Below are 18,350 nucleotides of genomic sequence, written 5' to 3' on the forward strand. Positions count from 1 at the left end.
CGGGCTATACCGTGGACGGCGGGGCCGCGAGGTCCCCGCGCCGAGTGAAGGACGAGAGATGAGCCAGCAGTCCCCGGACCCGGTCCAGCAGGAGGTCCTCAGCGTGCTCGCGCGCTGGATGGTCGACGCCTTCCCGGCCGAGCCCGGCTGGGACGAGCTGCACCTGCAGCTGCGGCCCCTGCGTGACGTCGTCGCCGTCCGGGTGGTCGAGGTCCGCGGCGAGCAGCGCACGGCGCGGCTCGGGCGCCTCACCGCCGGGGAGCGGCCCGCCACCCTCGTCCGGCGCCTGCAGGACCTCAGCGCCCGCCCCGAGGAGGGCACGTGGATCGAGGCCGCGCTGACGCTGAGCGCCGAGGGCTGGCCCAGCCCCACCTTCACCGTCGCCGGGCGCTTCAACCGGGACGTGGAGCCCTCCCCGTGGCGGGACGGCGAGGAGCCGCTCGACGCGACCGACCTCGTCCACCACCTCACCCGCTACCCCCGCCGCGCCGAGGCCGTCCCCGCGTGGATGTCCCAGCGGATCACCGCCGACGGCCTGGCCGTCCCAGGCCCGCGCGGCGCAGAGGACGCGGCCGGTGACACGGAGGGCGTCGCCGTCGCGAGCGTCGTCGCGCCCGGGCAGCGCCCGCGGCCCGAGGTCCTCGACATCGTCGTCGACCGCGACGGTCCCGTGCTGGCCGACGGCACCCGGCCGGGCCGTCGGCGGCTGCGCCTGGGCGGCTCGCTGCGGCTCCTCGACGTCCTGGAGACCGTCGGGGTCCCGCTGCCCTTCGTCGATGACCGCGGCACCTGGATCGTGCGCCTGGGCGAGTCCCGCGACAGCGGCCAGGTGCTCGCCGTCGTCGAGCAGGGGCCCGGTGCCTCCACCGGCGCGGTCCCCGAGGCGCGGGTCCAGCTGCTCACCGAGGCGCAGCCGGCCGACCTCCTCGACGACGACGGCCGTCTCCTCCTCTACTACTGCTCGGTGCCCGGCGAGCCGCAGGTCGTGCTCGACAGCGCCCGGCTCGGTGAGGTCGTGCCCCCTCCCGCCCCTGCCACGCCCCCGGACAACGAGCTCGTGCGGACGGCCGTCGCCGAGTTCGCCGAGGAGCCCGGCGTGCAGCGCATGCTCCACGTGCTGCGCCAGGCCCTCGGCGGGCGGCTCGTCGTCGACGCCACGGGCTCCCAGCTGCCCGAGCCGGGCAGCCCTGCGCCGGAGCTGCGGCTCACCACCCTCACCGCGCCCGACGGCACCCGCGCCCTCGCCGCGTTCACGAGCAACGCCGCGCTCGCGGAGTTCCGCGCGAAGGCCGGGAAGGGCGAGGAGCGGGTGACGGGGATCGCCCAGTCCGGCGCGGTGCTGCTGGAGACCTTCCGCAAGGAGGAGGAGCTCAGCTGGTTCATCATCGACCCGGCCGGGCCCAGCTGCGCGATCGGCCGCAAGGAGGTGGGTCTCGCGCTCGCCGCACCGAGCGCCGCCGCCGTCAAGGACCTCCTTGCGCGGCCGCACAGCACCCAGGAGCTCGTCACCGCACTGAGTGAGCCGGGCACGAACCTGTTCATCGCCCACACCGAGACCGACGGCCGGTCCGGGCCGGTCCTCGTGCGCGACCGCACCGACGGCAAGGCCGTGCTCCTCGCCTTCACCTCCCCCGTGGAGGTCGCGGCCTACAACCAGAGCTTCGGTGCCCGGAGGCTGCCCGCCGGGGCGCTCCTCCAGCTCGTGCTGGCCAACCGGGCCAAGGCCCTGGTCATCAACCCCTCCGGCCCCCAGGGCGTGCTCCCGCTCGCGCAGGTCTGGCACGCGCTCGGCAACCCCGAGCTGCCCGACGACCGCGGGACGGACGCGGGCGGCGAGGGCACGTGACCGGCACCGCCCGGCTGTCCGACGTCGTCGCCGAGCTCGCACGACGCCCCGACGCGGACGTCGTCGCGCTCCTGCGGGCGCGCCCCGACCTGCCCGTCCCGCCGCCCACCACCCTCACCGCGCTCGCCGCCCGCGCCTGCTCGCGGCCCTCGGTCGAGCGGGTGCTCGCCGGCCTGGACCAGCACGTGCTCGAGGTCGCCGAGGCCGTGTGCGCGCTCGGCGGGCTCGGGCCGGTGACCGCCGGTGCCGTGCGCACCGCGACCGGGGCCAAGGGCCGAGCCGCGGCGGCGCACGTGGACGCGGCCTACGACCGCCTCACCAGCCTGCTGCTCGTCGTCGGCGGTCTGCCGGTGCTCGCGCTGCACGAGGCGCTGGGCCCCTACCCGGCCCGCCTGGGCCCACCGCTCGCGTCGCTCGACGCCGTCCACGCGCCGGTCACCACGCCCGAGGCGCTCGAGGGGGTGCTCGCCGAGGCTCCCCCGGCCGCCCGGCGGGTGCTCGACGCGCTCGTGGGAGGCACGCCCGTCGGCGTGACGAGCGGGGAGCCGGCCGGCCCGACGCGCTGGCTGCTCGACCACGGCGTGCTCCAGCGCCTCGGGCCCACCCAGGTCGTGCTGCCGCTGGAGACGGGGCTGGCCGCCCGGGGCGGGCGCACCCACCCCGAGCCGCACCCGCACCCGCCGCAGCCCGAGGCGCCCACGCGGCCGGCCGCCGTCGTCGCAGCGGAGTCGACGCGAGCGGCCGAGGAGCTGGTCCGGCTCGTCGGCGTCGTCGTGCGGCAGTGGGCGCAGGAGCCCGCGCCCGCGCTGCGCAGCGGCGGCCTGGGCGTGCGGGAGCTGCGCCGGCTCGCCGCCGAGCTCGGCACGACGCCGGAGCAGGCGGCGGAGATCGTCGAGATTGCCGGGATGGCCGGCCTCCTCGCCCCCGACGACGACGGCGAGCGCGCCGTCCTCGCCCCGTCCACCGCGGCGGCGGACTGGGCCGAGGACGAGGTCGCCGGGCGGTGGGTCGCGCTCGCCGAGGGGTGGCTGGCCTCCACCCGCATGCCGTGGCTCGTCGGCACCCGCGACGACCGCGGGACGCTGCGCGCCGCGCTGGGGCCGGGGCTCGAGCGCGGCTGGGTGGCGCGGCTGCGCCGCCGGGTGCTCGCCGTGCTCGCCTCCCTGCCGGCCGGGTCGGCGCCGAGCGCGGGTGACGTCCACTCGGTGCTGCGCTGGCAGGCGCCGCGCGCGACGCCGCCCGAGGCCAGTGTCGCGGCCGTGCTCGCCGAGGCCGAGCTGCTCGGACTCACTGGCGCCGGGGCGCTGGGCTCCGCGGGCCGGGCGCTGTCCAACGGCGCTGAGCCGGACGAGGTCGCAGCCGCGCTCGCGGCCGACCTGCCCGAGCCGGTCGGCGAGATCCTCGTCCAGGGCGACCTCACCGCCGTCGTCCCGGGGCGGCCCACCCGGGAGCTGGCCGAGCTGCTCGACCAGGTGGCCGAGGTGGAGAGCCGAGGGGCGGCGCTGACGGTGCGCTTCACCGCGGAGTCGGTACGCCGGGCGCTGGACGCCGGGACGGAGGCCGAGGCGCTGCTCGAGCGGCTCGCCGCCGTCTCGCGCACCCCGCTCCCCCAGGCGCTGGAGTACCTCGTCGGGGACACCGCACGCCGGCACGGCCGGCTACGCGTGGGCGGTGCCGGCAGCTACCTGCGCACCCCGGACGAGGCGACCACCCGCGCGCTCCTCGCCGACCCCGGCCTCGCGACCCTGGGCCTGCGGGAGATCGCGCCCACGGTGCTCGTCAGCCGCGCCCTGCCCGGGGAGCTGCTCGAGACCCTGCGACGCACGGGTGCGGCACCGGTGCTCGACGGTCCTGCCGTCGTCACCGGCCGCCCCGCCGCCGGACGCAGCGTGCGCACCGCACCGCGCGTGCGGCGGGCCGGTGAGGTCCAGGTCCAGGGCCCCGACGACGTCGCCCTCGAGCGGCTCGTGGGCCGGATGCGCGCCGGCCAGGAGCGCGCCGACGAGCGCGACGACCTGCCGGCCACCGACCCCGTCCACACGGTCGCGGCGCTGCGGGAGGCCGCGAGCGCCGGCGGCGCTGTGCGCGTCGTCCTCATCGGCGCCAGCGGCAAGCCGGAGCGCCGCCGGGTGCGGCCGGTGAGCGTCGAGGGAGGGCGCGTGCGGATGGTCGACCTCGACCGGGAGGCCGAGCTCGTCGTCGCCGTCCACCGCATCAGCGCCGTCGCCGACTAAGAGGGGGATGTCACTGGGACCCGGTGCGCGCGTGGGGTGACAATGGTCGGATGCCTGACGGCCCGCTGATCGTCCAGTCCGACAAGACCCTGCTCCTCGAGGTCGACCACCCGCGCGCCCGCGACGCCCGCCGCGCGATCGCCCCGTTCGCCGAGCTCGAGCGCGCCCCGGAGCACATCCACACCTACCGGCTCACGCCGCTGGGCCTGTGGAACGCGCGCGCCGCCGGGCACGACGCCGAGCAGGTCGTCAGTGCGCTCATCGACTACTCGCGCTACCCCGTCCCCCACTCCCTGCTCGTCGACGTCGCCGACACGATGGACCGCTACGGGCGGCTGCGCCTCGTCGCGCACCCTGCCCACGGCCTCGTCCTGGAGACGACGGACGTCGCCGTCCTCGAGGAGGTGCTGCGCTCCAAGCGCATGGCGGGCCTGGTGGGCGAACGGCTCGAGCCGAGCACCGTCGTCGTCCACCCGAGCGAGCGCGGCCAGGTGAAGCAGGTGCTCCTCAAGCTCGGCTGGCCGGCGGAGGACCTCGCCGGGTACGTCGACGGCGAGGCGCACCCCATCGCCCTCGAGCAGGACGGGTGGTCGTTGCGTCCCTACCAGGAGGAGGCGGTCGAGGGCTTCTGGCACGGCGGCTCCGGCGTCGTCGTCCTCCCGTGCGGGGCGGGCAAGACGCTCGTCGGCGCGGGCGCGATGGCCCGCTCGGCGACCACGACGCTCATCCTCGTCACCAACACCGTCTCGGCCCGCCAGTGGCGCGACGAGCTGCTGCGCCGCACGACGCTCACGGAGGACGAGATCGGGGAGTACTCCGGCGCCCGCAAGGAGGTGCGGCCGGTGACGATCGCGACCTACCAGGTGCTGACGACCAAGCGGAAGGGCCTGTACCCGCACCTCGAGCTGCTCGACGCCCGCGACTGGGGCCTCATCCTCTACGACGAGGTCCACCTCCTGCCGGCGCCGATCTTCCGGATGACGGCGGACCTCCAGGCGCGCCGCCGGCTCGGGCTCACCGCCACGCTCGTGCGCGAGGACGGCCGGGAGGACGAGGTCTTCTCCCTCATCGGTCCCAAGCGCTACGACGCGCCGTGGAAGGACATCGAGGCGCAGGGCTACATCGCGCCCGCGGAGTGCACCGAGGTGCGCCTGACCCTGCCGGACAGCGAGCGCATGGTCTACGCGACCGCCGAGGCGGAGGACCGCTACCGGCTGGCTGCGACCGCCGGCGGCAAGGAGCGCGTGGTGGAGGACATCGTGCGCCGCCACCCCGGGGAGCAGGTGCTCGTCATCGGCCAGTACCTCGACCAGCTCGAGGACCTCTCCGCGCGGCTCGACGCCCCGGTCATCACCGGGGCCACGAGCGTGACCCAGCGCGAGCAGCTCTTCGGGCAGTTCCGCGCCGGTGAGCTGCCAGTGCTCGTCGTCTCGAAGGTCGCGAACTTCTCCATCGACCTGCCCGAGGCCTCGGTCGCCGTGCAGGTGTCAGGATCCTTCGGGTCCCGGCAGGAGGAGGCGCAGCGGCTGGGCCGACTGCTGCGGCCCAAGGCCGACGGCAAGACGGCGCACTTCTACACGGTCGTCACCCGCGACACCGTCGACCAGGAGTTCGCCGCCCACCGCCAGCGCTTCCTCGCTGAGCAGGGTTACTCCTACCGGATCGTCGACGCCGAGGACCTCACCGACCGCGCCCTGCCCGCCGAGGGCTGACCCGCGCCCGCCGCCAGAGGAATCCGGCTGTCGGCGAAGGGGGCCGGCGGCATGCGGTCAGGGGTAGGCGAGCTCGGTGATGCGCTCGAGGGTGGCGGCGGTGCGGCGGGTGAGGGCGGCGTCGTCAGGGTCGGGCGCGCCGGTGCGCACCCGCTCGGCGAAGCGGGCGACCTCGGTGCCGTACTGGTCGCCCTCGACCTCGTGGACGGTCCGCTCCCCGTCCCGCTCCACGACGATCCGGGCGACACCGCCGCGCTGGTCCGCGCGGAAGACGTCGGGCAGGTGGATCGAGCCGGCGCTGCCGATGAGCCGCGCCTCGGCGCGGAAGGCCGCGTCGAAGGAGCAGTGGAGGTTCGCCGTCACGGCGCCGTAGCGCGCGGCGACCGACACCCGCGTGGCCGCCCCGCCCGGCTCCTCGGTCCGCGCGACCACGCCGAGCTGGTCCGGCTCCACGCCGGTGAGCCAGCCGAGCAGGTCCACCGGGTAGCAGCCGATGTCGTTGTGCGCGCCGCCGCCGAGGTCGCGGCGCAGGCGGATGTCGAGCGGCTCGGTGCGCGCCTGGACGAAGTGGAAGGAGGACTCGACGGTGACGAGCTCGCCGATCGCGCCGTCGTCCAGCAGCGAGCGCACCCGCTCCAGCTGCGGGTGGTAGCGGTACATGAAGGCCTCGGCCACCTGCACGCCGGCCTGCCGCGCCGCCGTCTCGACGGCGTCGAGCTCGGCCAGGCCCTGGACGATCGGCTTCTCGCACAGCACGTGCTTGCCGGCCTCGGCCGCGGCGATGGTCCACCGCGCGTGCTCGGTGTTGGGCAGCGGCACGTAGACGGCGTGGACGTCCGGGTCGGCGAGCAGCTCCTCGTGGCTCGCGTAGTGGCGGGCGATGCCCAGCCGCTCCGCGTACGCCCCGGCCCGCCCGCTGGCCGAGCTCACCGCCACGACCTCACCGGCACCGGCCCGTCGAATCGCGGGGATGACCGCCTTCTCCGCGATCCGTGCCGCGCCGAGCACGCCCCACCGCACCTGGTCCACCATCGGTTCCTCCTCCTGTCGCGAGCGCCGTCAGGCTAACGTGCCCGCAGGCACCCGCCGCCGTCGCGGCATGATGGGTGGCGACATGACGACGACGGGAGGCCGGGTGGACGAGGAGCGCGTGAGCGCCGAGCTCGTCGCCGTCATCACGGCGGTGCAGGGCGACGTCCCCCTCGTCCTCACCACCGCCGACGGCCGGCTCCTGCCCTCCGGGCCGCTCCAGCCCGGCCACCAGTCCATGCAGGCCGGCATGCGCTCGTGGGTCACCCGCCAGACCGGCTACGAGCTCGGCTACGTCGAGCAGCTCTACACCTACGCCGACCGCAGCCGCGGCCCCAGCCCCGTCCTGGAGATCTCCTACCTCGGCCTCACCACCGTCTCCGCGGTGACGCCGGGCTGGCGCAGCTGGCTCGAGTACTTCCCGTGGGAGGACCAGCGCGACGGAGACGGCGTCGTGGGCGAGGTCCTCGCCCCCGCCCTCGAGCGGTGGGCCGCGACGACGGCGGACGACACCCTGACCCAGCGGCGTCGCCTGCGCACCGCGGTCACCTTCGGCCTCGACGGCCAGCCCTGGCTGCCCGAGCTGGCCCTGCAGCGCTACGAGCTCCTCTACGAGGCGGGCCTGGTCCCCGAGGCCGAGGGCGGCGGGGGCGCGCCCGGCCAGCCGATGCAGCGCGACCACCGCCGCATCCTCGCCACCGGCATCAGCCGCCTGCGCGCCAAGATCCAGTACCGGCCCGTCGTCTTCGAGATGCTCCCGGAGAGCTTCACGCTCGGGCGGCTGCAGACGACGGTCGAGGCGGTGGCCGGGCAGCCGCTGCACAAGCAGAACTTCCGCCGGCTCGTCGAGCAGCAGGAGCTCGTCGAGGAGACCGGTGAGGTGGACACCTCCACCGGGGGCCGCCCGGCCAAGCTCGTCCGCTTCCGCCGCGCCGTCCTCGACGAGCGCGAGGCCGTGGGGACCAAGCTGCCCATCGCCCGGCCCAGGTGAGGACATTGCGCTGCGCCGACGGGGCGGCGAAGATCGCAGGGTGAGCCAGACCTCCCGCCGGCGCCTGCGCGCCGCCCTCGTCGCACCCCTCCTCGTCCTGCTCGGCCTCGTCGCCGGCCCGGCGGCCGCCGAGCCGCCCTTCTACCTCGAGGACCGGGTGACCGACAACGCCGGTGTGCTCGGCGGGGAGGCCGGGGACGTCGAGGAGGCGGTCACCGAGCTGCAGCAGGACTCGGGCATCTCCCTCTTCGTCGTCTTCGTCGACGAGTTCGACGGGATGAGCGCCGACAGCTGGGCGCAGGAGACCTTCGAGACCTCCGGCATGGGCAGTGACGACTCCCTGCTCGCCGTCGCCGTCGAGGACCGCGCCTACTTCCTCGGCGGAGGCACCGCGGTGGTGTCGGAGGAGGGCTACGCGCAGATCCGCTCCCAGCTGGTCGAGCCCGAGCTGGGCCAGGACAACTGGGCCGGTGCGGCGGTGGCCGCCACCGAGGGCCTGCGCGACTGGCAGGAGGGCGGCGAGGTCGCCGGCACGGGCGGCGGCGGAGGCGGCGGGATCGGCTTCGGCACGATCTTCGTCATCGGCCTGCTCGTCATCGCCGCGATCGCCCTCTTCTCCTGGGTGCGCAGCCGGAACCGCGGCGAGGCGGCCCCGCGCGGCCCCCGCGGCCAGGAGCTGCCCGCCGACCACCCGCTGCGCCTGCCCACCGACGAGCTCAACAAGCGGGCCGGCTCCGCGCTCGTCGCCGTCGACGACGCGATCCGCTCCTCGGAGGAGGAGCTCGGCTTCGCCCGCGCCCAGTTCGGGCTGCAGGCGACCGACCCCTTCAGCAACGCGCTCGCCGAGGCCAAGACCAAGGCGGCCCGCGCCTTCCACGTGCGCCAGCTGCTCGACGACGACCAGCCTGAGACCGAGCCCCAGGCCCGGACGATGATGGCCGAGATCCTCACCCTGTGCGACGACGTCGCCACAACGCTTCAGGAGCAGGCTGCGCACTTCGCCGAGCTCCGGGACATGCAGTCCCGCGCCCCGCAGGTGCTCTCCGAGATGGAGATCCGCGCCGGCGAGGTCGAGGGCCGCCTGCCCACCGCGCGCGTCGTCCTCGACGGGCTGGCCGGCCGCTACCCGGCCTCCGCCCTCACCTCGATCTCGCAGAACCCGCAGCAGGCCACCGGCCTGCTCGAGGGCGCGCGCGAGGCCATCGCCGAGGGCCGCCGCCACGTCGACGCCGGTGACCGGGCCGCCGCCGTCGCCGCCGCGTACACCGCCGAGGAGGCCATCGGCCAGGCCGCCTCCCTCCTCGACGCTGTCGACCGCGCCGGTGACGACCTCGCGAAGGCGGGCCAGCGGCTCGACGCCGCGCTCGCCTCCATCGGCTCCGACGTCCGGGACGCCGCCCGCCTCGCCCTCGACGACGCCGTCGTCGCACCGCGCGTGGCCGAGGCCCGCGCCGCGATCGAGATGGGCAACCAGGCCCGGCAGGGCGGGGACCCGCTCGCGGCGCTCGAGCGGCTCACCGCCGCCGAGGACGCCCTCGACGCCGCCCTCGCCCCCTCCCGCCAGCTCGAGGAGCGCCAGGAGCGCGCCCGCACCCAGCTCGCCCACCGGCTCGACGCCGTCAACGCCCGCATCGGCGCGGTCTCCGACTTCATCCGCACCCGCCGCGGCGCCGTCGGCAGCGAGGCCCGCACCCGGCTCTCGGAGGCCACCCGGCTCGCCGAGCAGGCCGCCTCCCTCGCGGGCAGCGACCCCGAGCGCGCGCTCGGGCTCGTCCAGCAGGCCGAGCAGCGCGTCGCGGCCGCCCAGCAGCTCGCCGAGCGCGACCTCAACTCCTTCGGCGGCTTCGGCGGCGGGTTCGGGGGCGGCTACGGCGGCGGGCGCGGCGGCATCGACGTCGGCTCCCTCATCCTCGGCGGCATCCTCCTCGGCGGCGGCGACCGGCACAGCGGCTGGGGCGGCGGCGGCTTCGGGGGCTTCGGCGGTGGCGGCGGCTTCGGCGGCGGCGGGGGCGGCTTCGGCGGGGGCGGCGGCTTCGGCGGGGGCGGCGGACGCTTCTGAGAACGCCGCGCCCCGCGCGACAGGCTTTGCAAGAATCCATCTGGACCACACGACGAAGGGCAGCACCATGACCGAGAAGCAGAGCATCCTGGGCCGCATCGCCCAGCTGACCCGGGCCAACATCAACGCGCTCATCGACCGCGCCGAGGACCCGCAGAAGATGCTCGACCAGCTCGTGCGCGACTACACCAACTCGATCGTCGAGGCCGAGGAGGCGGTGGCCGTGACGATCGGCAACCTGCGCCTGGCCGAGCAGGACCACGCCGCCGACGTCGAGGAGGCCCGCGACTGGGGCAACAAGGCCCTCGCCGCGTCGAACAAGGCCGAGGAGATGCGCGCCGCCGGCAACGCCTCCGAGGCGCAGCGCTTCGACGACCTCGCCAAGATCGCCATCACCAAGCAGATCGCGGCCGAGCAGGAAGCCCGCGACGCCGAGCCGATGATCGCCTCGCAGAACGAGGTCGTCGACAAGCTCAAGAGCGGCCTCACCCAGATGCGCACGAAGCTCGAGGAGCTGAAGTCCAAGCGCGACCAGCTCGTCGCCCGCGCCAAGACCGCCGAGGCCCAGGGCAAGGTGCAGAGCGCGATCTCCTCGATCAACGTCCTCGACCCCACGACCGAGATCTCCCGCTTCGAGGAGCAGGTGCGCCGCGAGGAGGCGCGCGTCGCCGGCCACGCCGAGATCAACGCCGGGTCCCTGGAGTCGCAGTTCGCCGAGCTCGAGGACTACGGCACCAAGTCCGAGGTCGAGCTGCGCCTCGCCGCCCTCAAGCAGGGCAAGACGCCCGGCCAGATCGAGGCCTGAGGCACCAGCCGCACCACCCGTGTGGGGCTCGCGTCCGTGACGGACGCGGGCCCCGCACGTCGTTTGCGTCCACGACGGCGGCCCGGCGAGCGCCGTCGTCGTCGTCTCGTGGCTAAGGTGTGCCCATGCCCGACGCGCCGCGCACCTACCTGCTCATCGACGGTGAGAACATCGACGCCACCCTCGGGATGAGCGTCCTCGGCCGGCGCCCGGCGCCCGAGGAGCGGCCCCGCTGGGACCGCATCCTCGACTTCGCCCACGCCGCCTTCGACCAGCCGGCCAAGGGCCTGTTCTTCCTCAACGCGAGCTCCGGGCAGATGCCGATGAGCTTCGTCCAGGCGCTGCTCGCGATGAGCTTCCACCCCATCCCGCTGTCCGGCCTCTCCTCGGAGAAGGTCGTCGACATCGGTATCCAGCGCACCCTCGAGGCGATCGCCGACCTGCCCGAGGGCGACGTCCTCCTCGCCAGCCACGACGGCGACTTCCTCCCCCAGGTGGAGCAGCTCGTCGACGCCGGCCGCCAGGTGGGCGTCATCTGCTTCCGCGAGTTCGTCAACCACCAGCTCACCGAGCTCACCTCGCGCGGGCTGCGGATCTTCGACCTCGAGGACGACCTCGGCGCCTTCCAGACACCGCTGCCCCGCGTGCGGATCATCCCGCTCGCGAGCTTCGACCCCAGCCGCTACCTCTGACCGTGACGGGCCTGCTCGTCCGGCGGGCACGGCTCGTCCCCGTCGCCTCCCGCCGCAATGCGGTGAGCGCCCACCCGGGCGGCGCCGTCGTCGACGTGCGCGTGCGGGACGGGCGCGTGGTCGAGGTCGGGCCGGGGCTCGCGCCCGGTGAGCGCGAGCTCGACGCGGACGGGCGGTGGCTGATCCCGGGGCTGTGGGACCAGCACGTCCACAGCTCGCAGTGGGCGCGGTCCTTCACCCGCATCGACCTCACGACGGCGCGCAGCGCGGCCGAGGCGGTCGAGACCGTGCGGGCGGCCGTCGCGGCGCGTCCACCCGCCGCGGGAGCGCTCGTCGAGGGCTACGGCTTCCGGGACGCGCTGTGGCCGGACCTGCCGACGACGACGGCGCTGGACCGGGCGGCACCGGGCGTCCCCGTGGTCCTCGTCTCGGGCGACGTCCACTGCGGGTGGCTGAGCAGCGCCGCGATGCAGCAGCTCGGTGTCGCGGCGCGAGACGACCTGCTCCGCGAGCACGAGTGGTTCGACGTCCTCGCCGCCATAGGCCGGCTCCCGCAGTCCGGTGACGAGGGGCTGCGCGCGGCGATGGCCGCGGCGGCGGCCCGCGGGGTCGTGGGCGTCGGCGACATGGAGTTCGCCGCCAACCACCGGGTGTGGCCCGAGCGGGTGGCCGCGGGGCTCGACACGCTGCGGGTGCGCACCGGCGTCTACGCCGACGACCTCGACGACGTCCTCACCGCCGGCCTGCGCACCGGCGACCCGCTGCCGGGCGGCCAGGGCCTGCTCACCATGGGCCCGCTCAAGGTCATCTCCGACGGCGCGCTCAACACCCGCACCGCCTACTGCCACGAGCCCTACACCGCCGTCGGCGCCGACGCCGGGGCGGGCGGTGGCCATGGGGAGCAGACGGTGCCGCCGGCCGAGCTGCGCGAGCTCATGGCCCGCGCCACCGCGGCCGGGCTGACGACGGCGGTGCACGCGATCGGGGACGCCGCCGTCACCATCGTCCTCGACGCCTACGCGGCGACCGGCGCGCGGGGCACCGTGGAGCACGCCCAGCTCGTGGCCGCTGCCGACGTGCCGCGCTTCGCGGCCCTCGGGGTGGCGGCCAGCGTGCAGCCCGCCCACCTGCTCGACGACCGTGACCTCGTGGAGGCCGCCTGGCCGGGCCGCGCGGAGCGGACCTTCCCGCTGCGTGACCTGCTCGACGCGGGGGCGGAGCTGCGCTTCGGCTCCGACGCGCCCGTCGCGCCGCTCGACCCGTGGCTCGCGATGTCCGCCGCCGTCACCCGCACCGCCGACGACCGCCCGGCGTGGACGCCGTCCCAGTGCCTCACGCCCGCCGAAGCGCTGGCCGCGAGCACCGACGGCTGGGGCACCGTGGCCCTCGGCCACCCCGGCGACCTCGTCCTCCTCGACGCCGACCCCCTCGCGCCCGGCACCGACCTGCGCGCCGTCCCCGTCGCCACCACCCTCCTCGCCGGCCGCCCCACCCACGACGCCCGACCCTGAGGAGCAGTGGACGCCCGTGTGCGGGCTCGTTACGGTGGTCGGTGAGGTCGCCGACCAGGGGGTGGGGCATGGACGATCTGAGCTCGATGCTGATCGGGATCGTGGCCGCCCTTCCGCTGCTGGGTCTCGCGCTCGTCTGGAACCGCGACGCCCGACCACGGCGGCGCGGAAGCGTACTGCTGCAGCTGCTCGGCGCCTGCATCGCATCCGTCGCAGTCCTCATGCTGGGGGCCACGGTCGCCGATGCCGGAGACGCCCCGGCGGCCATGTTCGTGCCGCTCGGTGTCGCTGCCGTGGTCGTCGGCCTGGCCGCGCGGCGGACCGTCGACCAGACCTGAACGACACCCACCTGGCTCCCAGGAAAGTTCCAGGTAGCGGCGGCAGACTGGGGGCATGACCGGGGACCAGGCGCGCCTGCTCGTCGTCGACGACGAGCCGAACATCCGTGAGCTCCTCACGACCTCGCTGCGCTTTGCGGGCTTCGAGGTCGTCGCCGCCGCGGACGGCAACGAGGCGGTCCACCTCGCCGTCGAGACCGAGCCGGACCTCATCGTCCTCGACGTCATGCTCCCCGACATGGACGGCTTCACCGTCACCCGCCGCCTGCGCGAGCGCGGCCACCGCACCCCGGTCCTCTTCCTCACCGCCCGCGACGACATGTCCGACAAGGTCACCGGGCTCACCGTGGGCGGGGACGACTACGTGACCAAGCCCTTCAGCCTCGAGGAGGTCGTCGCCCGCATCCGGGCGATCCTGCGCCGCACCCAGCAGCAGGAGCCGGACGACGGCGTGCTGCGCTACGCCGACCTCGAGCTCGACGAGGATGCCCACGAGGTCCGCCGTGCCGGCCGGGTCATCGACCTGTCCCCCACCGAGTTCAAGCTGCTGCGCTACCTCATGGTCAACGCCGGCCGGGTGCTGTCCAAGGCGCAGATCCTCGACCACGTGTGGGAGTACGACTGGGGCGGTGACGGCGCCATCGTCGAGTCCTACATCTCCTACCTGCGCCGCAAGGTCGACGGCCGCGGCAGCGACGGCGACAAGCCCGTCCCGCTCATCCACACCCGCCGCGGGGTCGGGTACATGCTCCGCGAGCCCCCCGGATGACCCTGCACGAGCGCCTGAGCGCGATCCCGATCCGCCACCGGCTCGTGCTCATCGTCGTCCTCGTCCTCGGCCTGGGGCTGACCGTGGCGGGTGCGACGACGGCGACGCTCCTTCGCGGCTACCTCCTCGAGCAGACCGACGAGCAGATCGCCACGGCGGCCCGGAACGTCAACATCGACACCCTCGAGCAGCTGCGCACCGGCGCGGACACCACCCTGCCGAGCGACTACTACGTGCGTCTCCAGCTGTCCGACGGCCCGGCCTTCAACTTCTTCGTGCCGTGGACGGTCCAGGAGTTCGGCAACCCCCAGCTGCCGAGCACGACGACGGACCCTGGGCAGGCGTACACCGCCGCGAGCGACGTGGCCGGGCAGCGCTGGCGCGCCGTGACCTACGAGGTCCAGGACGCCGCCGCCGGAACGACCCTGACCGTCGCGCTTCCGCTGGCCGGCGCCGACCAGACCCTCCGGCAGGTCGTCGCGACGATGGTCGTCTCCGGCCTGCTCATCGTGCTGCTCGGCGCGGCGCTCAGCTGGCTGGCGGTCCACCGCGCCCTGCGCCCGCTGCGCCAGATCGAGCAGACGGCCGGCGCGATCGCCGCCGGGGACCTGTCCCGGCGCGTGCCGGCCACGAGCCCGCACACCGAGGTCGGCCGCCTGTCGCTGTCGCTCAACACGATGCTCGCGCAGATCGAGCAGGCCTTCGCCGCGCAGGCCGCCTCCGAGAGCCGCATGCGCCGCTTCGTCTCCGACGCGAGCCACGAGCTTCGCACGCCCCTCGCGACGGTCCGCGGCTACGGGGAGCTCTACCGGATGGGCGCCATCCCGGAGGAGGAGCTGCCCGCGGCGATGGCCCGCATCGAGGGCGAGGCGAGCCGCATGGGCGGGCTCGTCACCGACCTTCTCCAGCTCGCGCGCCTCGATGAGGGGCGCCGCCTGGCCCGCGAGCCCGTCGACGTCGCGGTCCTCGCCCACGACGCCGTCACCGACCTGCGCGCCCTCGACCCGGAGCGCACGGCCACCCTCGTCCCCCTGGCGGACGGCACCTCCTCCCCCGGCGCGATGGTCGTCACGGGCGACGAGAACGCCCTGCGCCAGGTGCTGTCCAACCTCACCGGCAACGTCGTGCGCCACACCTCGGCGGGCACGCCGGTGGAGGTGGCCGCCGGACGGCTGGGCGGGGACGTCGTCGTCGAGGTCCGCGACCACGGGCCGGGCATCTCGCCCGAGCACGCCGAGCGGGTCTTCGAGCGCTTCTACCGCCTCGACGACTCCCGCGCCCGCACCTCCGGCGGCTCGGGGCTGGGCCTGGCGATCGTCGCCGCGCTCGTCGCCGCGCACGGCGGCACCGCTCGGGTGCTCCCGACGCCGGGCGGCGGCACGACCGTGCGCGTCACCCTCCCGGCCGCCACGTAGAGAGCCGCTTCCAGATCCCGCCACAATGGCTCGGAAGCCGGCGCGACACGCCGACGACACGCCGGTGAGACGCTCAATCTCGGGGCACGCCGGGCGCGCTTGTGGCGGGATCCGGAAGGCCGGTTCTGCATCGGCCCATAGGTCGCTCCACAGCACCCTCCCGCGCCCACACTGTCCACAGCGTGGCCGCTCACGCGCCGCCTTAGCACGGCCCCTGCCGCACCCTCGTCCCATGGACGTCGTCGACAGGCTCCTCGAGCTGGGCGGCGTCGCCCGCCGCTCGGAGCTCGTCGGCTCGGCGGCAGACCGGCGCACGCTCGCAGCGGCAGTTACCCAGGGCACGGTGAGCGACCTCGGAGGCGGCTGGGTCGCCGCTGTCGATGCCGACCCGGCCGTCGTGGCCGCTCGCCGGTTCAACGGCACCATCACCTGTGTCAGCGCCGCACCCTTCTACGGGTTGCAGCAGCTCAGAGCGCCGCAGCGGGTGCACATGGCGGTTCCACGGGTCCGAGGCGCTCGTCCCGACCCTCGCCGGCGGGAGATCGTCGTCCACCGCGAGTCGAGCTGGACACGCTCCCCCGGTCTCGGCCTGCCTCTCGCACCGCTGGTCGAGGTCCTCGCCCGGGCGCTGCGCTGCCTCCCGGAGGACGAAGCCGTCACCATGGTCGACTCCGCGCTCAAGCGCAGGCTGATCAGCGTGGAGGAGATCGACCGCACCCTCGGAGGACCCGGGAGCGTTCGGGCACGAACGGCGCTCCAGCGCTGCGACGGCCGTAGCCGTTCGGCGATCGAGACGACTGCACGGCTCGCCCTCCGCGCTGCAGGCTACGACGTCGAGGCGGGTGTGCCCATACCTGGTGTCGGCGAGGTCGACCTGGTCGTCGCGGGAAGGGTTGTCGTGGAGTGTGACGGCTTCAGCTACCACTCGGGCCGGCACGAGTACCGGGAGGACCTTCGTCGCGACCGGGCGCTGGCCGCTCTCGGGTACGTCACCCTCCGATTCACCTGGGAGGACGTCATGAACGATCCCGGGGTGGTCGTCGCAGCCGTCCGCGCCGTGCTCGACCGTGGCCGCGTTGTTGGCGGCGGCCCTCAGGCCTCGTAGACCTCGACCTCGGCGGCCTTGACGACGAAGACGACGTCGTCGCCCACCCCGATCCGCAGGGCGCTGAGCGACGCCGGGGTGAGGTCCGCGGCCAGTCGGGACCCGGACGACGTCTCCCCGCGCACCCGCACGAGAGCGCCCTGCTGCTCCAGGCCCGTCACCCGCACCGGGAGCACGTTACGGGGACTGCCGCCCGGGGCGGCCCGGTGCACCGCGACCGCCCGCGGGGAGAAGGTGGCGGCGGCGCGACCCGTCGCGGCGGGACGCCCGCTCGCCAGGCCGTGGACGACGTCGCCCGCGGCCCGCACCGCGTCGGCGGCAACCCGCTCGCCGAGGAAGAGGTTCACCCCCGCGAGCCGGGCCCCGAACCCGGACCGCGGGCGGCTGAGGACCTCCGCCCTCGTCCCCTGCTCGACGACGCGGCAGCCGTCGAGGACGACGACGTCGTCGGCGACGGCGAGCACGTCGAGAAGGTCGTGGGTGACGACGACGGCGGACCTCGCGGAGCCGCGCAGCGCGGAGCGGAGGACCTGGCGCAGCTCGGCGGCGGCGGCGACGTCGAGGGCGGAGAGCGGCTCGTCGAGCAGGAGGAGGAGCGGGTCTGGGGCCAGGGCGCGGGCGAGGGCCACGCGCTGGGCCTGCCCTCCGGACAGGCGGTGCGCCCGCCGCCCGGCGAGCTCCTCGGCACCGACCTCGGCCAGGCGCGCCCGCGCCACGTCCTCGGCCGCGCGGCGCCGGGCTCCCCGGGCGCGGGGACCGAAGGCCACGTTGGCGAGGACGTCGAGGTGCGGCAGGAGGAGCGGCTCCTGGGCGAGGAGGGAGATCCGCCGTGCGTGCGGCGGCACCCACGTGCGCTCCCCCGCCACACGGCGGCCGGCGACGTGGACCTCGCCGCTGCCCGGGCGGACCGTGCCCGCCGCGAGGCCGAGGACCGTGGACTTGCCCGCCCCGTTGGGCCCGAGCAGCGCGAGCACCCGCCCGGCGGGCACCTCGAGGTCCACCGCGACGCCGCGCGCGGGAACCGCGGCGTGGATGCTCAGCACCGGGGCGTTCACGCGGCCGCCCCGCTGCGCCGGGGTCGCTGGGTGAGCAGCACGATGACGGCGGCCACGACGACGAGCACGAGGGACAGCGCGATCGCGGCGTCCGGGTCGGTCTCCCGCTGGAGGTAGATCTCCAGCGGGAGCGTGCGGGTGACGCCCTGGAGGGAGCCGGCGAAGGTGAGCGTGGCCCCGAACTCCCCGAGGCAGCGGGCGAAGGCAAGGGCGATCCCGGACCCGAGGGCCGGGGCGAGCAGCGGGATCGTCACGCGGCGCAGCACCGTGGTCGGGCGGGCACCGAGGGTGGCGGCGACGACCTCGTGCCGGCGCCCGGCCGTGCGCGCGGCGCCCTCGACGGACAGGACGAGGAAGGGCAGGGCGACGAAGGTCTGGGCAAGCACGACCGCCGTCGTCGAGAAGGCGATGTCGATGCCGAGCACCTCGAGCTGGCGCCCGAGCAGGCCGCGGCGTCCGAAGGTCGTGAGCAGGGCGAGGCCGGAGACCACGGGCGGCAGGACGAGCGGCAGGAGGACGACCGTGCGCACCACCCGGGCGCCGGGCAGCCGCGACCAGGCCAGCGCGAGCGCCAGCGGCACCCCGAGCACGGCGGCGAGGAGGGTGGCGGCCGCCGAGGTGCGCAGGCTGAGGCCGAGCGCAGCGAGCGAGGCCTTGGAGGTGAGCAGCGCGGGCAGCTCGCCCCACGGCACGCGCAGCACCATGCCGAGCACCGGCACCGCGATGAGCAGGACACCGACGACGGCGGGGACCGCGAGCCACCGCGGCAGCCCCACCGGCACCGCCTCT

Annotated in this window: 15 protein-coding genes; 12 read left to right on the forward strand and 3 right to left on the reverse strand. The window is 75.3% G+C overall.

The features are described from left to right. The first annotated feature begins 58 nt into the window (after nucleotides 1-58). From AA0005_RS17520 to AA0005_RS17530, 3 genes are read left to right on the forward strand one after another with little or no spacing between them, the layout of a single operon-like run. Nucleotides 59-1,846 carry an SseB family protein gene (locus AA0005_RS17520; protein WP_413451366.1) on the forward strand — a complete coding sequence of 596 codons (1,788 nt, stop codon included), beginning with the start codon at nucleotides 59-61 and terminating at the stop codon, nucleotides 1,844-1,846. Further along, the gene (locus tag AA0005_RS17525) at nucleotides 1,843-4,080 is read left to right on the forward strand and encodes a helicase-associated domain-containing protein (protein ID WP_413451367.1); all 2,238 of its coding nucleotides are present in this window, start codon (nucleotides 1,843-1,845) and stop codon (nucleotides 4,078-4,080) included. Before AA0005_RS17520 ends, AA0005_RS17525 begins: the two co-directional genes overlap by 4 nt. 50 nt (nucleotides 4,081-4,130) lie before the next feature. Beyond that, nucleotides 4,131-5,792, forward strand: a complete 1,662-nt coding sequence (locus AA0005_RS17530) for a DNA repair helicase XPB (protein ID WP_413451368.1) — start codon at nucleotides 4,131-4,133, stop codon at nucleotides 5,790-5,792. 57 nt (nucleotides 5,793-5,849) lie between these two features. Here AA0005_RS17530 and AA0005_RS17535 read toward each other — a convergent pair whose 3' ends face one another. Then, nucleotides 5,850-6,824, reverse strand: coding sequence for a Gfo/Idh/MocA family protein (locus AA0005_RS17535; RefSeq protein WP_413451369.1), 975 nt, complete (start codon nucleotides 6,822-6,824; stop codon nucleotides 5,850-5,852). Between the two features lie 82 nt (nucleotides 6,825-6,906). On the opposite strand from AA0005_RS17535, the gene AA0005_RS17540 reads away from it, so the two are divergent. The 9 genes from AA0005_RS17540 (at nucleotide 6,907) to AA0005_RS17580 (ending at nucleotide 16,506) form a co-directional block, all read left to right on the forward strand. Then, complete coding sequence (locus AA0005_RS17540; RefSeq protein WP_413451370.1) at nucleotides 6,907-7,812, forward strand: NUDIX hydrolase; 906 nt, start codon at nucleotides 6,907-6,909, stop codon at nucleotides 7,810-7,812. 40 nt (nucleotides 7,813-7,852) lie between these two features. Beyond that, nucleotides 7,853-9,871 carry a TPM domain-containing protein gene (locus AA0005_RS17545; protein ID WP_413451371.1) on the forward strand — a complete coding sequence of 673 codons (2,019 nt, stop codon included), beginning with the start codon at nucleotides 7,853-7,855 and terminating at the stop codon, nucleotides 9,869-9,871. A 67-nt stretch (nucleotides 9,872-9,938) separates the two neighbouring features. Next, nucleotides 9,939-10,676 carry a PspA/IM30 family protein gene (locus AA0005_RS17550; protein ID WP_413451372.1) on the forward strand — a complete coding sequence of 246 codons (738 nt, stop codon included), beginning with the start codon at nucleotides 9,939-9,941 and terminating at the stop codon, nucleotides 10,674-10,676. A 125-nt stretch (nucleotides 10,677-10,801) separates the two neighbouring features. Continuing rightward, entirely contained in the window at nucleotides 10,802-11,368 is a 567-nt protein-coding gene (locus AA0005_RS17555) for an NYN domain-containing protein (protein WP_413451373.1), read from the forward strand. Between the two features lie 2 nt (nucleotides 11,369-11,370). Beyond that, nucleotides 11,371-12,879, forward strand: coding sequence for an amidohydrolase (locus AA0005_RS17560; RefSeq protein ID WP_413451374.1), 1,509 nt, complete (start codon nucleotides 11,371-11,373; stop codon nucleotides 12,877-12,879). Between the two features lie 68 nt (nucleotides 12,880-12,947). After that, complete coding sequence (locus AA0005_RS17565) at nucleotides 12,948-13,217, forward strand: hypothetical protein (protein WP_413451375.1); 270 nt, start codon at nucleotides 12,948-12,950, stop codon at nucleotides 13,215-13,217. A 55-nt stretch (nucleotides 13,218-13,272) separates the two neighbouring features. Beyond that, nucleotides 13,273-13,986: a response regulator transcription factor gene (locus AA0005_RS17570; protein ID WP_413451376.1), complete on the forward strand. Its 714-nt coding sequence runs from the start codon at nucleotides 13,273-13,275 to the stop codon at nucleotides 13,984-13,986. Then, on the forward strand, nucleotides 13,983-15,401 hold the full coding sequence (locus tag AA0005_RS17575) for a sensor histidine kinase (RefSeq protein ID WP_413451377.1): 1,419 nt from the start codon (nucleotides 13,983-13,985) through the stop codon (nucleotides 15,399-15,401). Before AA0005_RS17570 ends, AA0005_RS17575 begins: the two co-directional genes overlap by 4 nt. A 232-nt stretch (nucleotides 15,402-15,633) precedes the next feature. After that, a complete protein-coding gene (locus AA0005_RS17580) occupies nucleotides 15,634-16,506 on the forward strand; it encodes a DUF559 domain-containing protein (protein WP_413451378.1) in 873 nt (290 codons plus the stop codon). Here AA0005_RS17580 and AA0005_RS17585 read toward each other — a convergent pair. Both AA0005_RS17585 and AA0005_RS17590 read right to left on the reverse strand, forming a co-directional pair. Beyond that, a complete protein-coding gene (locus AA0005_RS17585; protein ID WP_413451379.1) occupies nucleotides 16,494-17,561 on the reverse strand; it encodes an ATP-binding cassette domain-containing protein in 1,068 nt (355 codons plus the stop codon). The two genes, AA0005_RS17580 and AA0005_RS17585, sit on opposite strands and share 13 nt — an antisense overlap. Beyond that, nucleotides 17,558-18,337: an ABC transporter permease gene (locus AA0005_RS17590; protein WP_413451380.1), complete on the reverse strand. Its 780-nt coding sequence runs from the start codon at nucleotides 18,335-18,337 to the stop codon at nucleotides 17,558-17,560. The genes AA0005_RS17585 and AA0005_RS17590 overlap by 4 nt, the downstream gene beginning before the upstream one ends. Nucleotides 18,338-18,350: the final 13 nt, after the last annotated feature.

The organism is Georgenia phoenicis, from assembly GCF_047302425.1.
Lineage (GTDB): Bacteria > Actinomycetota > Actinomycetes > Actinomycetales > Actinomycetaceae > Oceanitalea.

Bases quoted from the DNA above. Each gene is read 5' to 3' on its own strand.
- AA0005_RS17520 (WP_413451366.1), top strand. From the start codon at position 59: ATGAGCCAGCAGTCCCCGGACCCGGTCCAGCAGGAGGTCCTCAGCGTG.
- AA0005_RS17530 (WP_413451368.1), top strand. From the start codon at position 4,131: ATGCCTGACGGCCCGCTGATCGTCCAGTCCGACAAGACCCTGCTCCTC.
- AA0005_RS17535 (WP_413451369.1), bottom strand. From the start codon at position 6,824: ATGGTGGACCAGGTGCGGTGGGGCGTGCTCGGCGCGGCACGGATCGCG.
- AA0005_RS17540 (WP_413451370.1), top strand. From the start codon at position 6,907: ATGACGACGACGGGAGGCCGGGTGGACGAGGAGCGCGTGAGCGCCGAG.
- AA0005_RS17550 (WP_413451372.1), top strand. From the start codon at position 9,939: ATGACCGAGAAGCAGAGCATCCTGGGCCGCATCGCCCAGCTGACCCGG.
- AA0005_RS17555 (WP_413451373.1), top strand. From the start codon at position 10,802: ATGCCCGACGCGCCGCGCACCTACCTGCTCATCGACGGTGAGAACATC.
- AA0005_RS17565 (WP_413451375.1), top strand. From the start codon at position 12,948: ATGGACGATCTGAGCTCGATGCTGATCGGGATCGTGGCCGCCCTTCCG.
- AA0005_RS17570 (WP_413451376.1), top strand. From the start codon at position 13,273: ATGACCGGGGACCAGGCGCGCCTGCTCGTCGTCGACGACGAGCCGAAC.
- AA0005_RS17575 (WP_413451377.1), top strand. From the start codon at position 13,983: ATGACCCTGCACGAGCGCCTGAGCGCGATCCCGATCCGCCACCGGCTC.
- AA0005_RS17580 (WP_413451378.1), top strand. From the start codon at position 15,634: ATGGACGTCGTCGACAGGCTCCTCGAGCTGGGCGGCGTCGCCCGCCGC.